Annotated in this window: 13 protein-coding genes; 6 read left to right on the top strand and 7 right to left on the bottom strand. The window is 68.7% G+C overall.

The annotated features are described in order from the left end of the window. Positions 1 to 210: 210 nt before the first annotated feature. The 3 genes from J5J86_RS14965 (at position 211) to J5J86_RS14955 (ending at position 3,885) form a co-directional block, all read left to right on the top strand. Entirely contained in the window at positions 211 to 1,494 is a 1,284-nt protein-coding gene (locus tag J5J86_RS14965) for a hydroxymethylglutaryl-CoA reductase, degradative (RefSeq protein WP_209099350.1), read from the top strand. Between the two features lie 42 nt (positions 1,495 to 1,536). Next, positions 1,537 to 2,763 (top strand): ABC transporter substrate-binding protein, encoded by a 1,227-nt coding sequence (locus J5J86_RS14960; protein WP_209099348.1) that lies wholly within the window; start codon positions 1,537 to 1,539, stop codon positions 2,761 to 2,763. A 225-nt stretch (positions 2,764 to 2,988) separates the two neighbouring features. Further along, a complete protein-coding gene (locus tag J5J86_RS14955; RefSeq protein WP_209099346.1) occupies positions 2,989 to 3,885 on the top strand; it encodes an alpha/beta fold hydrolase in 897 nt (298 codons plus the stop codon). Positions 3,886 to 3,888: 3 nt separating this feature from the next. On the opposite strand, the gene J5J86_RS14950 is transcribed toward J5J86_RS14955, so the two are convergent. The 6 genes from J5J86_RS14950 to J5J86_RS14925 form a co-directional block, all read right to left on the bottom strand. Continuing rightward, complete coding sequence (locus J5J86_RS14950) at positions 3,889 to 5,298, bottom strand: amidohydrolase family protein (RefSeq protein ID WP_209099344.1); 1,410 nt, start codon at positions 5,296 to 5,298, stop codon at positions 3,889 to 3,891. Continuing rightward, a complete protein-coding gene (locus J5J86_RS14945) occupies positions 5,295 to 5,759 on the bottom strand; it encodes a RidA family protein (RefSeq protein ID WP_209099342.1) in 465 nt (154 codons plus the stop codon). The genes J5J86_RS14950 and J5J86_RS14945 overlap by 4 nt, the downstream gene beginning before the upstream one ends. A 38-nt stretch (positions 5,760 to 5,797) precedes the next feature. After that, positions 5,798 to 6,625 (bottom strand): ABC transporter permease, encoded by an 828-nt coding sequence (locus J5J86_RS14940; protein WP_209099340.1) that lies wholly within the window; start codon positions 6,623 to 6,625, stop codon positions 5,798 to 5,800. Next, on the bottom strand, positions 6,622 to 7,449 hold the full coding sequence (locus J5J86_RS14935) for an ABC transporter ATP-binding protein (RefSeq protein ID WP_209099338.1): 828 nt from the start codon (positions 7,447 to 7,449) through the stop codon (positions 6,622 to 6,624). The genes J5J86_RS14940 and J5J86_RS14935 overlap by 4 nt, the downstream gene beginning before the upstream one ends. After that, a complete protein-coding gene (locus J5J86_RS14930) occupies positions 7,446 to 8,510 on the bottom strand; it encodes an ABC transporter substrate-binding protein (RefSeq protein ID WP_209099336.1) in 1,065 nt (354 codons plus the stop codon). Before J5J86_RS14930 ends, J5J86_RS14935 begins: the two co-directional genes overlap by 4 nt. A 144-nt stretch (positions 8,511 to 8,654) precedes the next feature. Further along, positions 8,655 to 10,205, bottom strand: coding sequence for an MFS transporter (locus J5J86_RS14925; RefSeq protein ID WP_209099334.1), 1,551 nt, complete (start codon positions 10,203 to 10,205; stop codon positions 8,655 to 8,657). A 219-nt stretch (positions 10,206 to 10,424) separates the two neighbouring features. On the opposite strand from J5J86_RS14925, the gene J5J86_RS14920 reads away from it, so the two are divergent. Beyond that, positions 10,425 to 11,444 carry a LacI family DNA-binding transcriptional regulator gene (locus J5J86_RS14920; RefSeq protein ID WP_209099332.1) on the top strand — a complete coding sequence of 340 codons (1,020 nt, stop codon included), beginning with the start codon at positions 10,425 to 10,427 and terminating at the stop codon, positions 11,442 to 11,444. A 7-nt stretch (positions 11,445 to 11,451) separates the two neighbouring features. On the opposite strand, the gene J5J86_RS14915 is transcribed toward J5J86_RS14920, so the two are convergent. Then, complete coding sequence (locus tag J5J86_RS14915; RefSeq protein ID WP_209099330.1) at positions 11,452 to 12,360, bottom strand: LysR family transcriptional regulator; 909 nt, start codon at positions 12,358 to 12,360, stop codon at positions 11,452 to 11,454. A gap of 153 nt (positions 12,361 to 12,513) precedes the next feature. Between J5J86_RS14915 and J5J86_RS14910 the strand changes: the two genes are divergently transcribed. Both J5J86_RS14910 and J5J86_RS14905 read left to right on the top strand, forming a co-directional pair. Then, complete coding sequence (locus J5J86_RS14910; protein WP_209099328.1) at positions 12,514 to 13,716, top strand: cytochrome P450; 1,203 nt, start codon at positions 12,514 to 12,516, stop codon at positions 13,714 to 13,716. After that, complete coding sequence (locus J5J86_RS14905; protein WP_209099326.1) at positions 13,713 to 14,987, top strand: NAD(P)/FAD-dependent oxidoreductase; 1,275 nt, start codon at positions 13,713 to 13,715, stop codon at positions 14,985 to 14,987. The genes J5J86_RS14910 and J5J86_RS14905 overlap by 4 nt, the downstream gene beginning before the upstream one ends. The last annotated feature ends 60 nt before the right edge of the window (positions 14,988 to 15,047 follow it).

The following is a 15,047-nucleotide window of genomic DNA, read 5'->3' as shown; positions in this document are numbered from 1 at the left end:
AGGGTACGGCGTCGGCGTTTCCGACGCAAAGTGTTCCTTGCCGTACCGGCGGGGTCAGCGGAAAGTCGCGGCAACGGGTCGCCCTGGAGCGGCCGGACAAGGATCAGGGATGGAACGCTCGCGACGCGCCGCCTCCGGCGCGCACCGTGCCGTCGCGCGCCCGCATGTCCGCCGCCCCGCGCCCGCAAGGATCACAAGGAAGGCCCCAGAATGACGTCCGCCACCGGCTCCAACCGCTCCTCCCGCATCGCCGGTTTCCACAAGAAGTCCCCCCGCGAGCGGCTCGATCTGGTGGCCGCTTTCGCCGGCCTGTCCGACGCCCAGGTGGCGCACCTGGACAATATGGGCAATCTGGACCCGGTGCTGGCCGACAAGCTGATCGAGAATGTCATCGGCACCATGAACGTGCCGGTGGGGGTCGCCACCAACATGAAGGTGGACGGGGAGGACGTGCTCATCCCCATGGCCACCGAGGAATCCTCCGTGGTGGCCGCCGTGTGCAATGCCGCCCGGCAGAATTACGAGACCGGCTTTGCCACTTCCGTCTCCGGCAATCTCATGATCGCCCAGGTGCAGGCGGTGGACGTGAAGGACCCCTATGCGGCGCGCCTGCGCATCCTGGAGAAGCGCGAGGAGATCAAGGCCGCGTGCGATGCCTGCGACCCCGTCCTGGTCAATCTGGGCGGCGGCTTCCGCGACCTTGAGGTGCGCCTGCTTGACACCCCCACGGGCACCATGGTGGTGACCCACCTCATCGTGGACACCCGCGACGCCATGGGCGCCAATGCGGTGAACACCATGGCCGAGAAGCTCGCCCCCGCCATTGCGAGTTGGGCGCGCGGCAAGGTCTATCTGCGCATCCTTTCCAACCTCGCCGACCGGCGCCTCGCCCGCGCCCATGCGGTGTGGCGCACCGCCGACATTGGCGGCGAAGAGGTGCGCGACGGCATCATCAGCGCCTACCAGTTCGCCGCCGCCGATCCCTATCGCGCCGCCACCCACAACAAGGGCATCATGAACGGCATTTCCGCCGTGGTGCTCGCCACCGGCAACGACACCCGCGCGGTGGAAGCTGGCGCCCATGCCTATGCCGCCCGCTCCGGCCGCTACACCTCGCTGACCACCTATGAGGTGAATGCGGACGGCGACCTCTCCGCCGCCATCGAGCTGCCGCTGGCGGTGGGCCTCATCGGCGGGGCCACCAAGGTGCACCCCACCGCCCGCGCCAGCCTTGCCATTCTCGGCGTGACCACCGCCGAGCGGCTCGCCCGCATCATCGCGGCGGTGGGTCTGGCGCAGAATTTCTCGGCGCTCAAAGCGCTGGCCACCACCGGCATTCAGAAGGGCCACATGGCGCTCCACGCCCAGAACATCGCCATGATGGCGGGGGCCGTGGGCGAGGAAATCGACACCGTCGCCCGCATCCTGGTGGAGCGCGCGAGCGTGCGCATGGACGTGGCCGAGAAAGTGCTCAAGGACGTGCGCGGCGCCTGAGCCGCGCGAGATCATCAACAAGAACACACAAGGGAGAAGACCATGCTCAGGAAGACCACGCTCGCGCTCGCCGCGGGCGCCGCCCTCCTCGCCGCTGCCGCCGCGCCGGCGGGAGCGGAGATCCCCAACAACAAGATCCGCCTCGGCGTGCTCACCGACCTGTCGGGCTTTGCCTCCGATTCCACCGGCATGGGCTCGGTGGTGGCGGCGCGCCTGGCGGCCGAGGACTTCAAGAAGGAAAAGCCCGGCCTCGACGTGGAGGTGATCTCGCAGGATCACCAGAACAAGCCGGACATCGGCTCGGCCACCGCCCGCAAATGGGTCTCCGAGGGCCAGGTGGATGCCATCCTGGACGTGCCTTTCTCCTCCGTCGCGCTGGCGGTGCAGGAAGCGGTGCGCGGCTCGAAGGTGGCCTTCATCGCCTCAGGCCCCGGCACGGCGCTGCTGACCGGCGAGAAGTGCTCGCCCAATACGGTCCACTGGACCTATGACACCTGGGCGCTGGCCCATGGCACCGCTTTGGCGCTGCTGAAGCAGAAGAAGGACACCTGGTTCTTCATCACCGCCGACTATGCCTTCGGCCATGCGCTGGAGGCCGACGCCATGGCGGTGGTGAAGGCGGAAGGCGGCAAGGTGCTGGGGCAGGTCCGCCACCCCACCAATACCTCGGACTTCTCCTCCTTCCTGGTGCAGGCGCAGGCGAGCGGCGCCAAGGTGGTGGCGCTGGCCAACGCGGTGGGCGACACCATCAATTCGGTGAAGCAGGCCTCCGAGTTCGGCCTCACCTCCGGCGGACAGAGCCTCGCGGCTTTGCTGATGCAGCTCACCGACGTGCATTCGGTGGGCCTTGCCACCGCCAAGGGGCTGTTCCTGACCGAAGGCTTCTACTGGAACATGAATGACGGCACCCGCGCCTTCGCCGACCGCTTCGCGGCGCAGATGAATGGCCGCCGCCCCACCGCCAACCAGGCGGGCGTCTATTCCGGCGCGCTCCACTATCTGCGCGCCGCCGCCGCCGCCAATTCCACCGACGGCCAGACGGTGGTGGCCAAGATGAAGGAAATGCCCTCCGACGACCCGCTGTTCGGCAAGGGCGAGGTGCGCGCCGATGGCCGGCACATCCACAACATGTACCTGTTCCAGGTGAAGACCCCCGCCGAATCCAAGGGCCCGTGGGACTATTACAACCTGATCGAAACCATCCCCGCCAAGGAAGCCTTCCGTCCGCTCGCCGAGGGCAATTGCCCCATGGTCGCTGCCAAGAAGTGAGGCTTTAAGCGGGTTCGCCTGGCTCCTGCGCACAAGTCGATGCCCGCGGCCCTCCCCCGCCGCGGGCTTCTTTTGTTTGGGAACGCAGGCGTGAAGAGCGCGGCGCGGCGATGATGATAGAAAGGGCGTCCCTCCTCCGCAGGGCCGCCGTGCGCGGCTCTCGTCCCATCGCCAAGGCCGCGCTGTTCACCCCCAGGCGTCGCCTTTCTTCCCAGCGGTGACGCCATGACCTCTCATCCCGCTCCCCTCCCCGCCCCCGGCTTCGGGCCAGGATTTTCCGCCCGCAAGATCGTCGCCAACGGCATCACGCTCGACGCGGTAGAAGGCGGCGCCGGGCCGCTGGTGGTGCTGATGGCCGGATGGCCGCAGAGCCTCCTGGCCTGGCGCAAGGTGCTGCCGACGCTGGCGCGCGACTTCCGCGTGCTGGCCTTCGACCCGCCCAATCTCGGCACCAGCGAGGCCTCCCGCACGGGCGGCGACACCGGTGCCATGGCCGGCTATGTGGATGGCCTGCTCGATGCCATCGGCGCCGACAAGGTGCTCCTGGTGGGCCACGATATCGGCGCCTGGATCGGCTATGCCTATGCCGCCCACCATCCGGAGCGCGTGACGCGCCTCGCCTTGATGGACGCCGCCATTCCCGGCCTCACCCCGCGCGAGGCCTATGGGTTCAACCCCGTGACCGCCCACAAGGTCTGGCACTTCCCGTTCAATTTCGTGCCGGGGCTCGCCGAGCGCCTGGTGGTGGGGCGCGAACGCGATTTGCTCGCCTTCCTGTTCGAGACCAAGCCGGTGAATGTCGCGGCCACCTTCGAGCCGGAGGTGATCGAGGCCTATATGGCCGCCTATTCCGCGCCCGGCCGCTGGATCGCGGGCCTTGAATACTACCGCGCCATCTTCGAGAGCGCGGCGCAGAACGAGGAAACCGGCCGCACGCCCTTGCCCATGCCGGTGCTGGCCATTGGCGGGGATTACGGGATCGGCGGCGCCATGGTGAAGGCCCTCGAACCGGCGACCACGACCCTCTCGTCCGTGGTCATCCCCCAATGCGGGCATTATGTGCCCGAGGAGCGGCCGGCCGAATTGCTGGCCGCCCTGGTGCCCTTCCTGAAGGGGGAATGAACCTCACCGCCAGTGCGGCGTGAAGCGGCCGTCATGACCGGCGGCGGTCGCGATGCGGGCGGCGGTGCGCTCCGCCTCCTCCACCACAGCGCCATAACCGGGACCGGCGCGGAACGCACCGTCCCGGTACGCCACCTCCCCATTCACCACCACCGCCTTGGCATCCGAGCCATGGCCGGCGGAGACGAAGGTGGACAGGGGACGGTTCAGCGTCCCCACATGGGGCCGGCGCATGTCGAACACGGCGATGTCGGCGCGCTTGCCCGCCTCCAGCGAACCCAGTTCCGCCTCCAGGCCGAGCGCGCGGGCGCCGTTGATGGTGGCCATTTCCAGCGTGCGTTCCACCGGCATGAGGGTGGGGTCGAGATGGCGCACATGCTGCATGAGCGTGCACACCTTCATCTGCTCGATCATGTCGACGGAATAGTCCACCATGGGCCCGTCCGTGCCCAGCGCCGTGTTCACCCCCGCCGCCCGCGCCTTGGCGAAGGGCGCGATGCCGCCGCCGCGCATGGCCTCGGAACTGGGCGTATAGACGAAATGGGCGCCCACATGGGCCATCTGGGCGATGTCCGTGTCGGTCACATGGATGCCGTGGATCAGCAGCCAATGGTGATCGAGGACGCCCAACTCCATCAGATACTGCACGTCCGTGCGCCCCGTGGCGCGCAGGTGCTTCAGGAAGCCCTTGTCCAGGGACAGCGTGCCGCCGGCGATGTGGGTGGAGATGCGCAGATCCTGTTCGCGCGCCAGCTCATGGCCGGCACGCACCAACGCATCCGTGCTCATGCCGGCGGCGATCCAATGGGCATTGGCCTCTACCACCATGGCGAGCCTGACGAGCCCGTCCTGCGCCCCATGCCAGGTGGCGAGCAGGTCGCGGAAGGCGGAGAGCGACTGGTCGAGGCTCAACGGATGGTTGGGATTGCCCGGCGTGCGGCAGCGCAATTCCTTGGCGAACACCTGCCGCAGGCCCAGTTCGCTCGGGCCGCCCAGAATGGCCTCCACCATGGAGGGGCTGGTGGTGGTGACGGAATGGTTGAGGAAGGTGGTGGTGCCGGTGGCCAGCATCTCCATGGCATCGAGCCGGGCGGCAAGGCCCATGGCTTCATCATCCAGGTGCCGCACCAGCGGGAAGACAAAATCGGTGATCCAGTCTTCCAGCAGATAGCCATCGGCCAGCCCCTTGAAGAGCGTGTACCAATGGTGCTGGTGCATGTTGATGAGGCCGGGCAGCACCAGGCAGCCCTCCGCCTCGATCACCTCCCGCGCGCCGAGCGCCGCTTCCGGTAGGTCGGACATGGCCCCGACGCTCAGGATGCGGGTGCCCTCGCACCAGACATAGCCTTGCGGATGGACGGCCCGCGCGCCGTCCACGGTGACCACATGGCCGTTGCGGACGAGGAGGCTCACGCGGGCGTCCCCGCAGGCGCGACCTTGCCTTCAGGCAGGGCGACGATCATGTCCAATTCCACCCGCGCGCCGGGGGAGGAGAGCTGGTTGATGCAGATCATCGTGGAAGCCGGGCGCCAGCCGTTGAAATAGGGACGCATCACCGCATGCATGCCGTCGGCATCGCGGATGTCGGTGAGATATTTGGTCACCTTCACCACGTCGGAAAAGCCTGCCCCCACCGTGTCGAGGATGGACTTGATGCACTCCATGGCGCGGCGGGTCTGCTCGCCAATGTCGTTGGAATGGTCGTGCTCCCCGTCCACATGGGGGTGCTGGTGGTAGAGGTCGGACGCGGTGGCGCCGGAGATGAACATGAGGTTGCACGCGCCCACGATCTGCACCGCCGGGGCATAAGGCATCATATAGGCCTTCTCCGGCTCGGGATGGACGGCATGAAGCTGCGGCTTGGTGTCGGACATGGAAGGATCCTCCGAAGGAATGGGGGTCTTGATGGGGCCTATTGAGCGCGCCACAGGCCGAGGCGGGCGTCGATGGCGTCCTGGCCCTTGGACATGACGATGCCGAGCAGCGCGAGCACCACCAGCACCGCGAAGACGAGCTCGGTGTCCAGCAGTTGGCCGGCGATGAAGAGGCGGGCGCCGAGCCCGTCCTTGGCGATCACCATTTCCGCCGCCACCACCAGGATGATGGAGATGCCGAGCCCGATGCGGATGCCGGCGAAGATGGAGGGAATGGCGCTGGGGATCAGCACCCGCAGCACGATCTGCCGCGTGCTGGCGCCCAGGTCCCGCGCCGCGAGGACGAGGCCCTGGTCGCACTGGGTCACGCCCACCACCGTGTTGATGACGATGGGAAAGAAGGCGCCCATAAAGCTGATGGTGAGCATGAAGGGGCCGCCGGTGCCGAGCCAGATCACGAGGAGCGGGATCAGCGTCACCTTGGGCAGTGGATAGAGGGCGGCGATCAGCATGTCCGCCATGGCCTGGATGGGCCGGGAAATGGCCATCCACACGCCCAGCAGCACGCCGGTGACGAGGGCGATGAAGAAGCCGGCGAAGATGCGGTAGAGGGTGAGACCGAGATCCACCGTCAGGCCCTGATGGACCAATTGGTCCCACAAAACCGCGAGAATGCCGCTCGGGCGCGGCAGATAAAGCGGGGAGATGCCGGCCTTGTAGACCACCCCTTCCCACACCAGCAGCAGGGCGATGAGGAAGCTCCAGCCCACCACCCTTTGGTCGTCCAGAAGGCCGCGCAGGCGGCTTGCGAAGGTGGGGCGGGCGGGCACGGCGGGGGCCGGGCGTGCGGCGGCGGTCTCGCTCACTGGCCACCCCCCGATTCCGCCATGGCCCGCACCACCTCGTCCTTCAGCAATTCGTAGATTTCCTCGAACAAGGCGACAGCGGCCGGGGCCTTCATGTCGGCGAGCGTCCGGGGCTTGGCGAGCGGCACGTCGAGCGCGCGCACGATGCGGCCGGGGCGAGACGACATGACGAACACGGTGTCGCCCAGCATGATCGCCTCCTCGATGGAATGGGTGACCAGCACCACCGTGCAGCCGGTGGCGGCGACGATGCCGGCCACCTGCTCCTGGAGCACCAGGCGGGTCTGGGCGTCGAGAGCGCCGAAGGGCTCGTCGAGGAGCAGGATGTCCGGCTTCATCACCAAAGCGCGGGCGATGCCCACGCGCTGGCGCATGCCGCCGGAGAGCTGGCGGGGATACTTGTCCTCGAAGCCGCGCAGATCCACCGCCGCCAGCGCCTCGCGGGCGGCGGCGTGGCGCTCCGCCCGCTTCACGCCGGCCACCGACAGGCCGAACGCCACGTTGTCCAGCACCGAGAGCCAGGGGAAGAGATTGAAGCTCTGCCAGACCGTCGCCATCACCGGGGCCGGCACGGAATGGCCGGTGCGCCGGTCCACATAGCGCACCTCGCCCTCGGTGGGAGCGACGAAGCCCCGCGCGATCTGGAGCATGGTGCTCTTGCCGCAGCCGGAGGGGCCGATGATGGCGGTGACTTTCCCGGCCTCGAAGACGCCGTTCAGATTGTCGAGCGCCACCACCGGGTCACGCCCCTTGGCGCCCCAGGCGAGCCGCACCTGGCGGAAGGCAATGGCCACCGCCGAGGCGGCGCGCGCGGCAAGGGTCATGTGAAGGGGTTCCCGGTCTTGAGCATCTTGGCGGCCTCTTCCGCCGCGCTGAGATCCATCAGCACATCCTGCTTGGGCACCGGGCCGCCGATGAGCTTCATGGTGTCCACCCAGAAGCTGGCCTGGCGCATCACGGAGGCGGTGTCTGGCATGCCGTCCGGGTCGTAGCCGGTCCAGCGGGGCGCGGCCTTCTCGATGAGGGGGGCGGGAATGTTGGTGGCGGCGGCCAGGATCTTGATGATCTCCGGATCCTTGCTGGTCTCGGCGGCGGTGAAGATGCGGGCCGCATGGATATGGGCCATGGCGAAGGCGATCGCCGCCTTGCGGTTGGTCTCCAGGAACTTGGTGGGCATGGCCCAGCAGGCGAGCTGCGCGCCCGGCTCGATGTCGGCGCCGGTGCCGATGATGTGGCCGACCTTGTTGGTCTCGGCGAGGAAGGCGAGCGGCACCGGGCATTGGGCGGCGTCGGTGACGCCGGTGCCGAGGCTCTTGATGATGTCGGGATAGGTCAGGCCGCTGGAATAGGTCGCCCCCGTGCGCGGATCGAGCCCCGCTTTCTGGAGCCCGCGCGCCAGCAGGTAATTGTCGATGCCCCCCGGCGCCTGCATGGAGAAGCGCGCGCCCTTCAGCAGCGCGAATTTGTCGATCCCGGTGACGCCGGCCTCGTACATCTTGTTGGAGACCAGGATGGTGGTGGAGCCGAAGCCCGGCTTCTCGCCGCCGCGATCCAGCATCAGTTTGTAATTGGCGCCCTTGGCCACCGCATTGATGAGGCCGGCATTGATGGTGGCCACCGTCACGTCCAGCTCGCCAGCGACCAAGGCGGGAATGGCGAGGGCACCGTCCGCGAAGGTGCGGAATTCCACCTCAAGGCCGACCTTCTGGAAGAAGCCCTTGGCGGCGGCGATGAAGACGGGACCGGAGGAGATGAGGGGCACCACGCCCACCCGCATCTTGGTCAGGCCCTGCGCGCGGAGCACCGCCGGCATGGCCAAGGCAGCGCCCACGGTGGCGGACGACAGGAGAAAACGGCGCCGATCAAGCGGGAAGCGAGGTGACATGGGACCTCCGGTCAGATTGCAATCGATTGCACAATCCCATTCCTCCAATCAAATTCCGTGCCAGATCTGGAAACTTGCTTCTGCTGGACTTGTCACTGTCGAGGGAAGATGGATGCCTGCCTCTTGGGCATCCGGCGTGCCTTCTTAGGCAGCACCCGTGGCAATGGCGGGCGCCCCCGTCAGATCCAGGAGCCGCTGCTCCAGCAGGCCGTCCGCTGCCGTCTGCCGGGCCGCGGCACGCTCCAGCGCCGCACCGTCCACATATTGGATGCGCTCCTCCAGGCCTGCATCACGCACGGCGCAAGCCCAGTTCCGCGCGCCGGTCCGCAGCCGCACTGGGCGCAGGGCCTTGAGCGCGGCCGCAGCGGACGCGGGGTCCGCCCCCGCCGGCAACGGATAGAAAAGGCGCACTTCCACCCGGCCGCCCTCGCCGACGCCGGCCGGCAGCAGCCGCGAACGCTCCTGCGCCACCGGCACCTTGGCGGTGATGCGCAGACCATAGGCGGCGAGCGTCGCCACGCACAGGCAGCCGGCGGCCACCCCATAGGCCCCGCCAACCCCCAGCCGGTCGGCCCACAGCCCCGCCAGGAAGCTGCCCACCGCGATGGAGCCGAACACCGCGATCAGATAGACCGCGCTCCCCCGCGCCCGGATCCATGGCGCGAGGCGCAGTTGGGCGGCGAGATGGATGGAGGAAAAGGAGATGAGCCAGCAGAAGCCCAGCGTCCCATAGAGCACCACGGACACGGCGAAGACCGGCACCAGGGGCACCAGCGCCAGGGCGACCGCCGCCGCCAGCCCGGCGCCCAGCATCAGGCCGTCGAGATCGAAGTGGGCGCGCAGACGCTTCAGCAGCAGCGCCGCCAGCACGGCGCCCAGGCCCGCAGAGCCCACCAGGACGCCCAGAAGCAGGCCGGTGCCGGCGAACCATTCATGCACCACCACGGGCGCCAGCGCCCAGAAGGTGCTGGCGAACAGAAAGAAGGCGACGCCGCGCAGTGCCACGCGCTGCAGGCCGCCGTCATGGCGCGCATAGGCCAGGCCCGCCCGCACGGCGGAGCCAAGGCTCTCCTTCGGCGTCACGGGATGGCGGGGTGCCAGGAAGACGAAGGTGCAGCCAACGGCCGCGAACAGCACCGCATTGAACAGAAAGGCCGCCGGCGCGCCCGCCACCGCCAGGATCACACCCGACAGGAGCGGGCCGATGGAGCGCGCCACATTGATGCCGAGGCTGTTCAGCGCCAGCGCGCCGGGCAGGCGCGGCAAATCCACCAGTTCGGGCGTGATGGCTTGCCAGGTGGGCGCGAAGGCCGCGTTGGCGCAGCCGTTCAGGAAGGACGCGGCCAGCAGCAGCGCCGGCGGCGCCGCATCGAGCCCCACTGCGAGGGCCACCAGCAGGGAGGCGACCGAGAGGAGGAAGGCGGTGGCCTGGAGCACGCGGCGCCGCTCCACCAGGTCCGCCAAGGCGCCGGCCGGCAGGGCGCACAGGAAGAAGGGGAGCGAAGAGGCCGTCTGCGCCAAGGCGACGAGGCTGCGGCTCGCCCCGCCCGAGGCCAGCAGCCAGCCGGCGGCGACATCATGCACCAGGAGCCCGCTCTGGAACGCCACCATGGCCACCCAAAGGGGCAGAAAGAGCCGCCGGTAGCGCAACGCGCCATCGTCCAGGAGGGCAGCAGCGGGGGAAGAGGCACCCATGGGCACGAAGCTCCGGCGGACAGTCCCCCGGCGGGGCGGCAGCCCTCGGCGAGGATCGGAATCCGCCCTAGCCTAGGCAGTCTGGACAGATTGTGCAATCGGTTGCATTCTGCTTCCCTCAAGATGGCCGGCGCGGCCGTGCGGGATCATCCGGCGGTTCGCGCGCCCCCGATCTGTGGCAAGGAAGCGGGACCTGAGACGGGAACGGATGGAGAGGCGATGAGGGGGCCGAAACTGAGCGATGTGGCCGCGGCCGCCAATGTGCACCCGTCCACCGCCTCCCGCGCGCTCAACCCGGATCTGGCCGGCCGCCTCTCCCCCTCCGTGGTGGAGCGGGTGCGCAAGGTGGCGGACGAGCTGGGCTATAGCCGCAACGCCATCGCCGCGAGCCTGCGCATGCAGACGAGCCGCATGGTGGGCGTGATCGTGCCCGACCTCACCAACACCATGTTTCCCCCCATGTTCCGCGGCATTGAGGATCGGCTGGGCCTGGAAGGCTATCACGCCATGCTGGCCAATTCCGATTTCCGCGCCGCCAAGGAACAGGCCATCATCGACACCTATCTGGACCGGCGCATGGACGGCATCATCCTCGCCTCCGCGCATTTGGAGGACGAGGCCCGGCTCACCGCGCTGCGGCGCAAGGTGCCGCTGGTGCTCATGAATCGGGAGAGCGAGGCCCCCGTCACCGCCGTTATCAGCGACGACGGCGAGGGCGTGCGGCAGATGTTCGGCCATCTCATCGGCCTTGGCCACCGGCGCATCGCCCACATCGGCGGGCCGCAGGACACCTCCACCGGACGGGCGCGCCGCGCCGCCTTCCTGGCGCTCGCCGCCGAGGCGGGCCTGCCCGCAGACCCGCGCCTTGATGTCATCGCCGAATCCTTCACCGAGCCGGAAGGCTATCGCTGCACACGCCATCTGTTGGAGACGGGAGAGGCGCCCACCGCCATCCTCGCCGCCAATGACTGGCTGGCGGTGGGCGCCATCCGTGCGCTGGAGGAGGTGGGCCTATGTTGCCCACGCGACATCTCGGTCACCGGCTTCAACGACATGCCCTTCGTGGACCGCATGCGCCCGCCTTTGACCACCGTGCGCATTCCCCATTACCGCATGGGCTATGAGGCCGCCGACCAATTGCTGGCCGCCATCCAGACCCCCGCCGACCCACCGCGCCGCGTGGTGCTGCCCCCCGCCGCCATCCTGCGCGGCTCCACGGCGGCGCCCGCCACGCCGTGACGCGAAATCAGGCCTGCGCGAACGCCTCCAGGCAATGGCGGCGGAAGGCCTCGGCGCGCAGCGTGGGGCGCACCGCATGGGAGGTGGCCACCGCCACATGCACCCGCCGGCCATAGCCCTCCACCGGCAAGGTCACGAGGGGGGCACCGTCATAGCTCACCGCCGCCGCGGGCCGTTGCAGCATCAGCGCATAGCCGAGCCCCCGCGCCGCGAGACCCCGCACCAGTTCGAACGAGGTCGAGCGATAGGCGATGCGGGGCACGAGGCCGAGCTGGGCGAACACATCCTGCGTGTTCGCCCCCGACTGGGGCACGTCGAAGACGATGAGCGGCTCGTCTATGAGGTCCCGCAGGTCCACGCCCTCCCGATCCGCGAGGCGGTGGCCGGCGGAAAGCACCACATGGGGCGCCACCGCATAGAGCCGGTCGAGCCGGAATTCCTCCCCCAGCCCGAAATCATAGACGATGGCCACCTCGCACCGGCCGGTGCGCAAGAGGGCGGTGATGTCGTGGATGGAGCCCTCGGTGAGGTCCAGTTGGATGCCGGGGTGGAGAGCGCCGAAGGCGCTGAACAGGCGGGGAATGAGGAAGGGCGCGAGCGTGGTGTAGCAGCCCACCCCCAGCCGCCCGGCGAGCCGCGCCTCCCCCGCCATCACCTGGCCGGGCAATTGCTCGGCCACCTCCAGGAGCGCACGGGCCTCGCGCAGCAGGTCCTTGCCCGCCGGCGTCAGGCTGATGCCCCGCGCCCGCCGGCGAATGAGAAGGCAGGTGCCCAGCACCGCCTCCAATTCCTCCACCGCCGCGCTCAGCGCCGCATGGGAAATGTTGAGCCGCGTGCAGGCCGCGCGGATGGAGCCCGCCTCCGCCACGGCGACGAAATAGGCCAGCTGGCGCAGCGAGAAGCGGGGAATCTGCATGGGCTCTTCTCTGGGGCCTTATCCAGCTTGTCCGGAAAAACCGGGATTTGATAAACAAATTATCCATTTTGCAAAACAAGGCAAAGTCCGGCACCCTGCCACCATGGAGCCTGAAAAGGGCCGGAGCCGCGACACGCGGCGGAGGAGACGCCAATGGACGACCGGACCGTGTCCGCGGGCGCGCATGTGCGCCTCGATCAGTTGTGGGACGACCCCTATCCCATCTATGCGCGCCTGCGGGCCGAACCGCCTTGCTTCGTGCCCGCCGCCAACCGCTATCTGGTGACGCGCTATGCGGACATCGTGGCGCTGGAGCGCAATCCGGAGGTGTTCTCCGCCTCCGAGCAGAATTCGCTGATGATCCGCGTCATGGGCCACACCATGCTGCGCAAGGACGGCGCCACCCACAAGCGCGAGCGGGTGGCCTGCGAGCCGGCGCTGAAGCCGGCCCTCATCAAGAATCACTGGATGCCCGCCTTCCACGCCATCGTGGACGATCTCATCGCCGCTTTGCCTGAATCCGGGGAAGCGGACCTGTTCGACCGCTTCGCCGCCCCCTGCGCCGCCCGCGCGCTCGGCCTGCTGCTGGGCCTCACCGAGACCCCGCAGGAGGATTTGCGGGAATGGTCGCAGGCCATGATGGACGGCACCGGAAATTATGGCGACGACCCCGCCATCTGGCGTCGGGCGGAAGCGGCGGCGGCGGGTGTCGACGAGGCGGTGGAGGAGGCCATCCGCCGCTTGACCGCGACGCCCGATTCCTCCCTCATCTCCTGCATGCTGCACGCGGCCGACCCGCTGAACCGGGACGAGATCGGGGCCAATGTGAAGGTCATCATCGGCGGCGGCCTCAACGAGCCGCGCGACGCCATCGGCACGGCCGCCTATGCCCTGCTCGCCCATCCCGACCAGCGGGCGCAGGTGGAGGCGGACCCTGCCCTCTGGAAGGCCGTGTTCGAGGAAACCGTGCGCTGGATTTCGCCCATCGGCATGTATCCGCGCCAGACCACCTGCGAGACGGAACTGGGCGGCGCGCTCATCCCCAAGGGCGCGCGCATCGGCGTGGTGCTGGCCTCCGGCAACCGGGACGAGAGCGTGTTCGAGCGGGCGGACGCCTTCGACATCAACCGGCCCAAGAAGCCCCACATCGCCTTTGGCGGCGGCCCGCACTTTTGCCTGGGCGCCTGGGCGGCGCGGGCGCTGGTGGGGGAAGTGGCCCTGCCGAAGCTCTTCGCCTCCTTGAAGGGCCTGCGCCTCAGCGCCACCGAGCCGACCCGCTTCGGCGGCTGGGTGTTCCGAGGACCGCTCAATTTGCCCTGCACCTGGGACGCCAAATCTGGAACCGCAAGGGCATGACAGACGGTACGCCTTCCCTCCCCGCCTCGGTGGTGATCGTCGGCGCCGGCCATGGCGGCTTCAACCTGGCGCTCGCCTTGCGCCAGGCCCGCTATGCCGGTGCCATCACCCTCATCGGCGACGAGCCGGACCTGCCCTATCAGCGGCCCCCGCTCTCCAAGGCTGCGCTGGCAGCGGGGGCGCAGACGTCCGCGCTCTGGCATCGGCCGCCGGATTATTATGAGAAGGAAGGCATCACCCTGCGCATGGGCGCGCGGGTGGAAGCCATCGACCGCGCGCATCGGCAGGTGGAGCTTCAAGGCGGTGAGCGCCTGTCCTATGACGCGCTCGTGCTCGCCACCGGCGCGCGCAACCGCCGCCTCGCCGTGCCCGGCGTGGAGAAAGCCGGCGTCCTCTATCTGCGCACGGCGGATGAAGCCTTGAAGCTCCAGGCCCTGATGCCGGCCGCGCAGCGCCTCGTGGTGGTGGGCGCGGGCTTTATCGGCCTGGAAGTGGCCGCCGTCGCGCGCGCCCGAGGGCTGGAGGTGACGGTTCTGGAACGGGAGGACCGGGTGCTCTCCCGCGCCTTGTCGCCGGCCATGTCGGCTCTCGTTGAAGAGGTGCAGCGCGGCCTCGGGACTGAGCTTCGGTTCGGCGCTGGCGTGCGGGAAATCGTGGGCGACGAAAAGGTGAGCGGCGTCCTCCTCCAGGACGGAACCCTCCTGCCGGCGGACCTCGTCCTCATCGGCATCGGCGTCGAGCCCAATTCCGAACTGGCGCAGACGGCAGGCCTTGCGGTGGAAGGCGGCATCCTGGTGGATGACCGGCTCGGCACATCGGACCCCGCCATCTCTGCCATCGGCGATTGCGCCGTGCATCCCAACCCCTTCGCCAGCCAGCCCATCCGGGTGGAATCGGTGCAGAACGCCACCGACCAGGCGCGCCTGGTGGCGAAGCGCATCATGGGCGAGCAGGTCTCGGCCTATGACGCCGTGCCGTGGTTCTGGAGCGACCAGGGCCCGTTGAAATTGCAGATCGCCGGCCTCACCCAGGGCCATGACACCGCCATCGTGCAGCGGGGCGAGGCACCGGGCACCGGCTCCGTGCTGTGCTTCCGCGACGGGCGTTTCCTGGGCGTCGAGAGCGCCAACCGCCCGGCCGACCATATGGCGGCCCGGCAGATGCTGGCGCGGGGCATTGCCCTCAGCCCGCAGGATGTGGGCGAAGGCTTCGACCTGAAGGCCTATGCCAAGGAAGCCCTTTCCAAGGCTGCCGTGGCACCCGCCGCCTGATCGTCCCTCCGAAAAGGCGCGTGATGCGCCGGAATCTTCCCTCTCAAGAGGCGCGCGACG

It is taken from the genome of Aquabacter sp. L1I39, assembly GCF_017742835.1.
Lineage (GTDB): Bacteria > Pseudomonadota > Alphaproteobacteria > Rhizobiales > Xanthobacteraceae > L1I39.
Note: the sequence above shows the minus strand (reverse complement) of the source record. Positions and strands in the feature narration are given on the sequence as shown.

Bases quoted from the DNA above. Each gene is read 5' to 3' on its own strand.
- J5J86_RS14910 (WP_209099328.1), top strand. From the start codon at position 12,514: ATGGACGACCGGACCGTGTCCGCGGGCGCGCATGTGCGCCTCGATCAG.
- J5J86_RS14955 (WP_209099346.1), top strand. From the start codon at position 2,989: ATGACCTCTCATCCCGCTCCCCTCCCCGCCCCCGGCTTCGGGCCAGGA.
- J5J86_RS14960 (WP_209099348.1), top strand. From the start codon at position 1,537: ATGCTCAGGAAGACCACGCTCGCGCTCGCCGCGGGCGCCGCCCTCCTC.
- J5J86_RS14905 (WP_209099326.1), top strand. From the start codon at position 13,713: ATGACAGACGGTACGCCTTCCCTCCCCGCCTCGGTGGTGATCGTCGGC.
- J5J86_RS14945 (WP_209099342.1), bottom strand. From the start codon at position 5,759: ATGTCCGACACCAAGCCGCAGCTTCATGCCGTCCATCCCGAGCCGGAG.
- J5J86_RS14915 (WP_209099330.1), bottom strand. From the start codon at position 12,360: ATGCAGATTCCCCGCTTCTCGCTGCGCCAGCTGGCCTATTTCGTCGCC.
- J5J86_RS14930 (WP_209099336.1), bottom strand. From the start codon at position 8,510: ATGTCACCTCGCTTCCCGCTTGATCGGCGCCGTTTTCTCCTGTCGTCC.
- J5J86_RS14925 (WP_209099334.1), bottom strand. From the start codon at position 10,205: ATGGGTGCCTCTTCCCCCGCTGCTGCCCTCCTGGACGATGGCGCGTTG.
- J5J86_RS14920 (WP_209099332.1), top strand. From the start codon at position 10,425: ATGAGGGGGCCGAAACTGAGCGATGTGGCCGCGGCCGCCAATGTGCAC.
- J5J86_RS14965 (WP_209099350.1), top strand. From the start codon at position 211: ATGACGTCCGCCACCGGCTCCAACCGCTCCTCCCGCATCGCCGGTTTC.
- J5J86_RS14935 (WP_209099338.1), bottom strand. From the start codon at position 7,449: ATGACCCTTGCCGCGCGCGCCGCCTCGGCGGTGGCCATTGCCTTCCGC.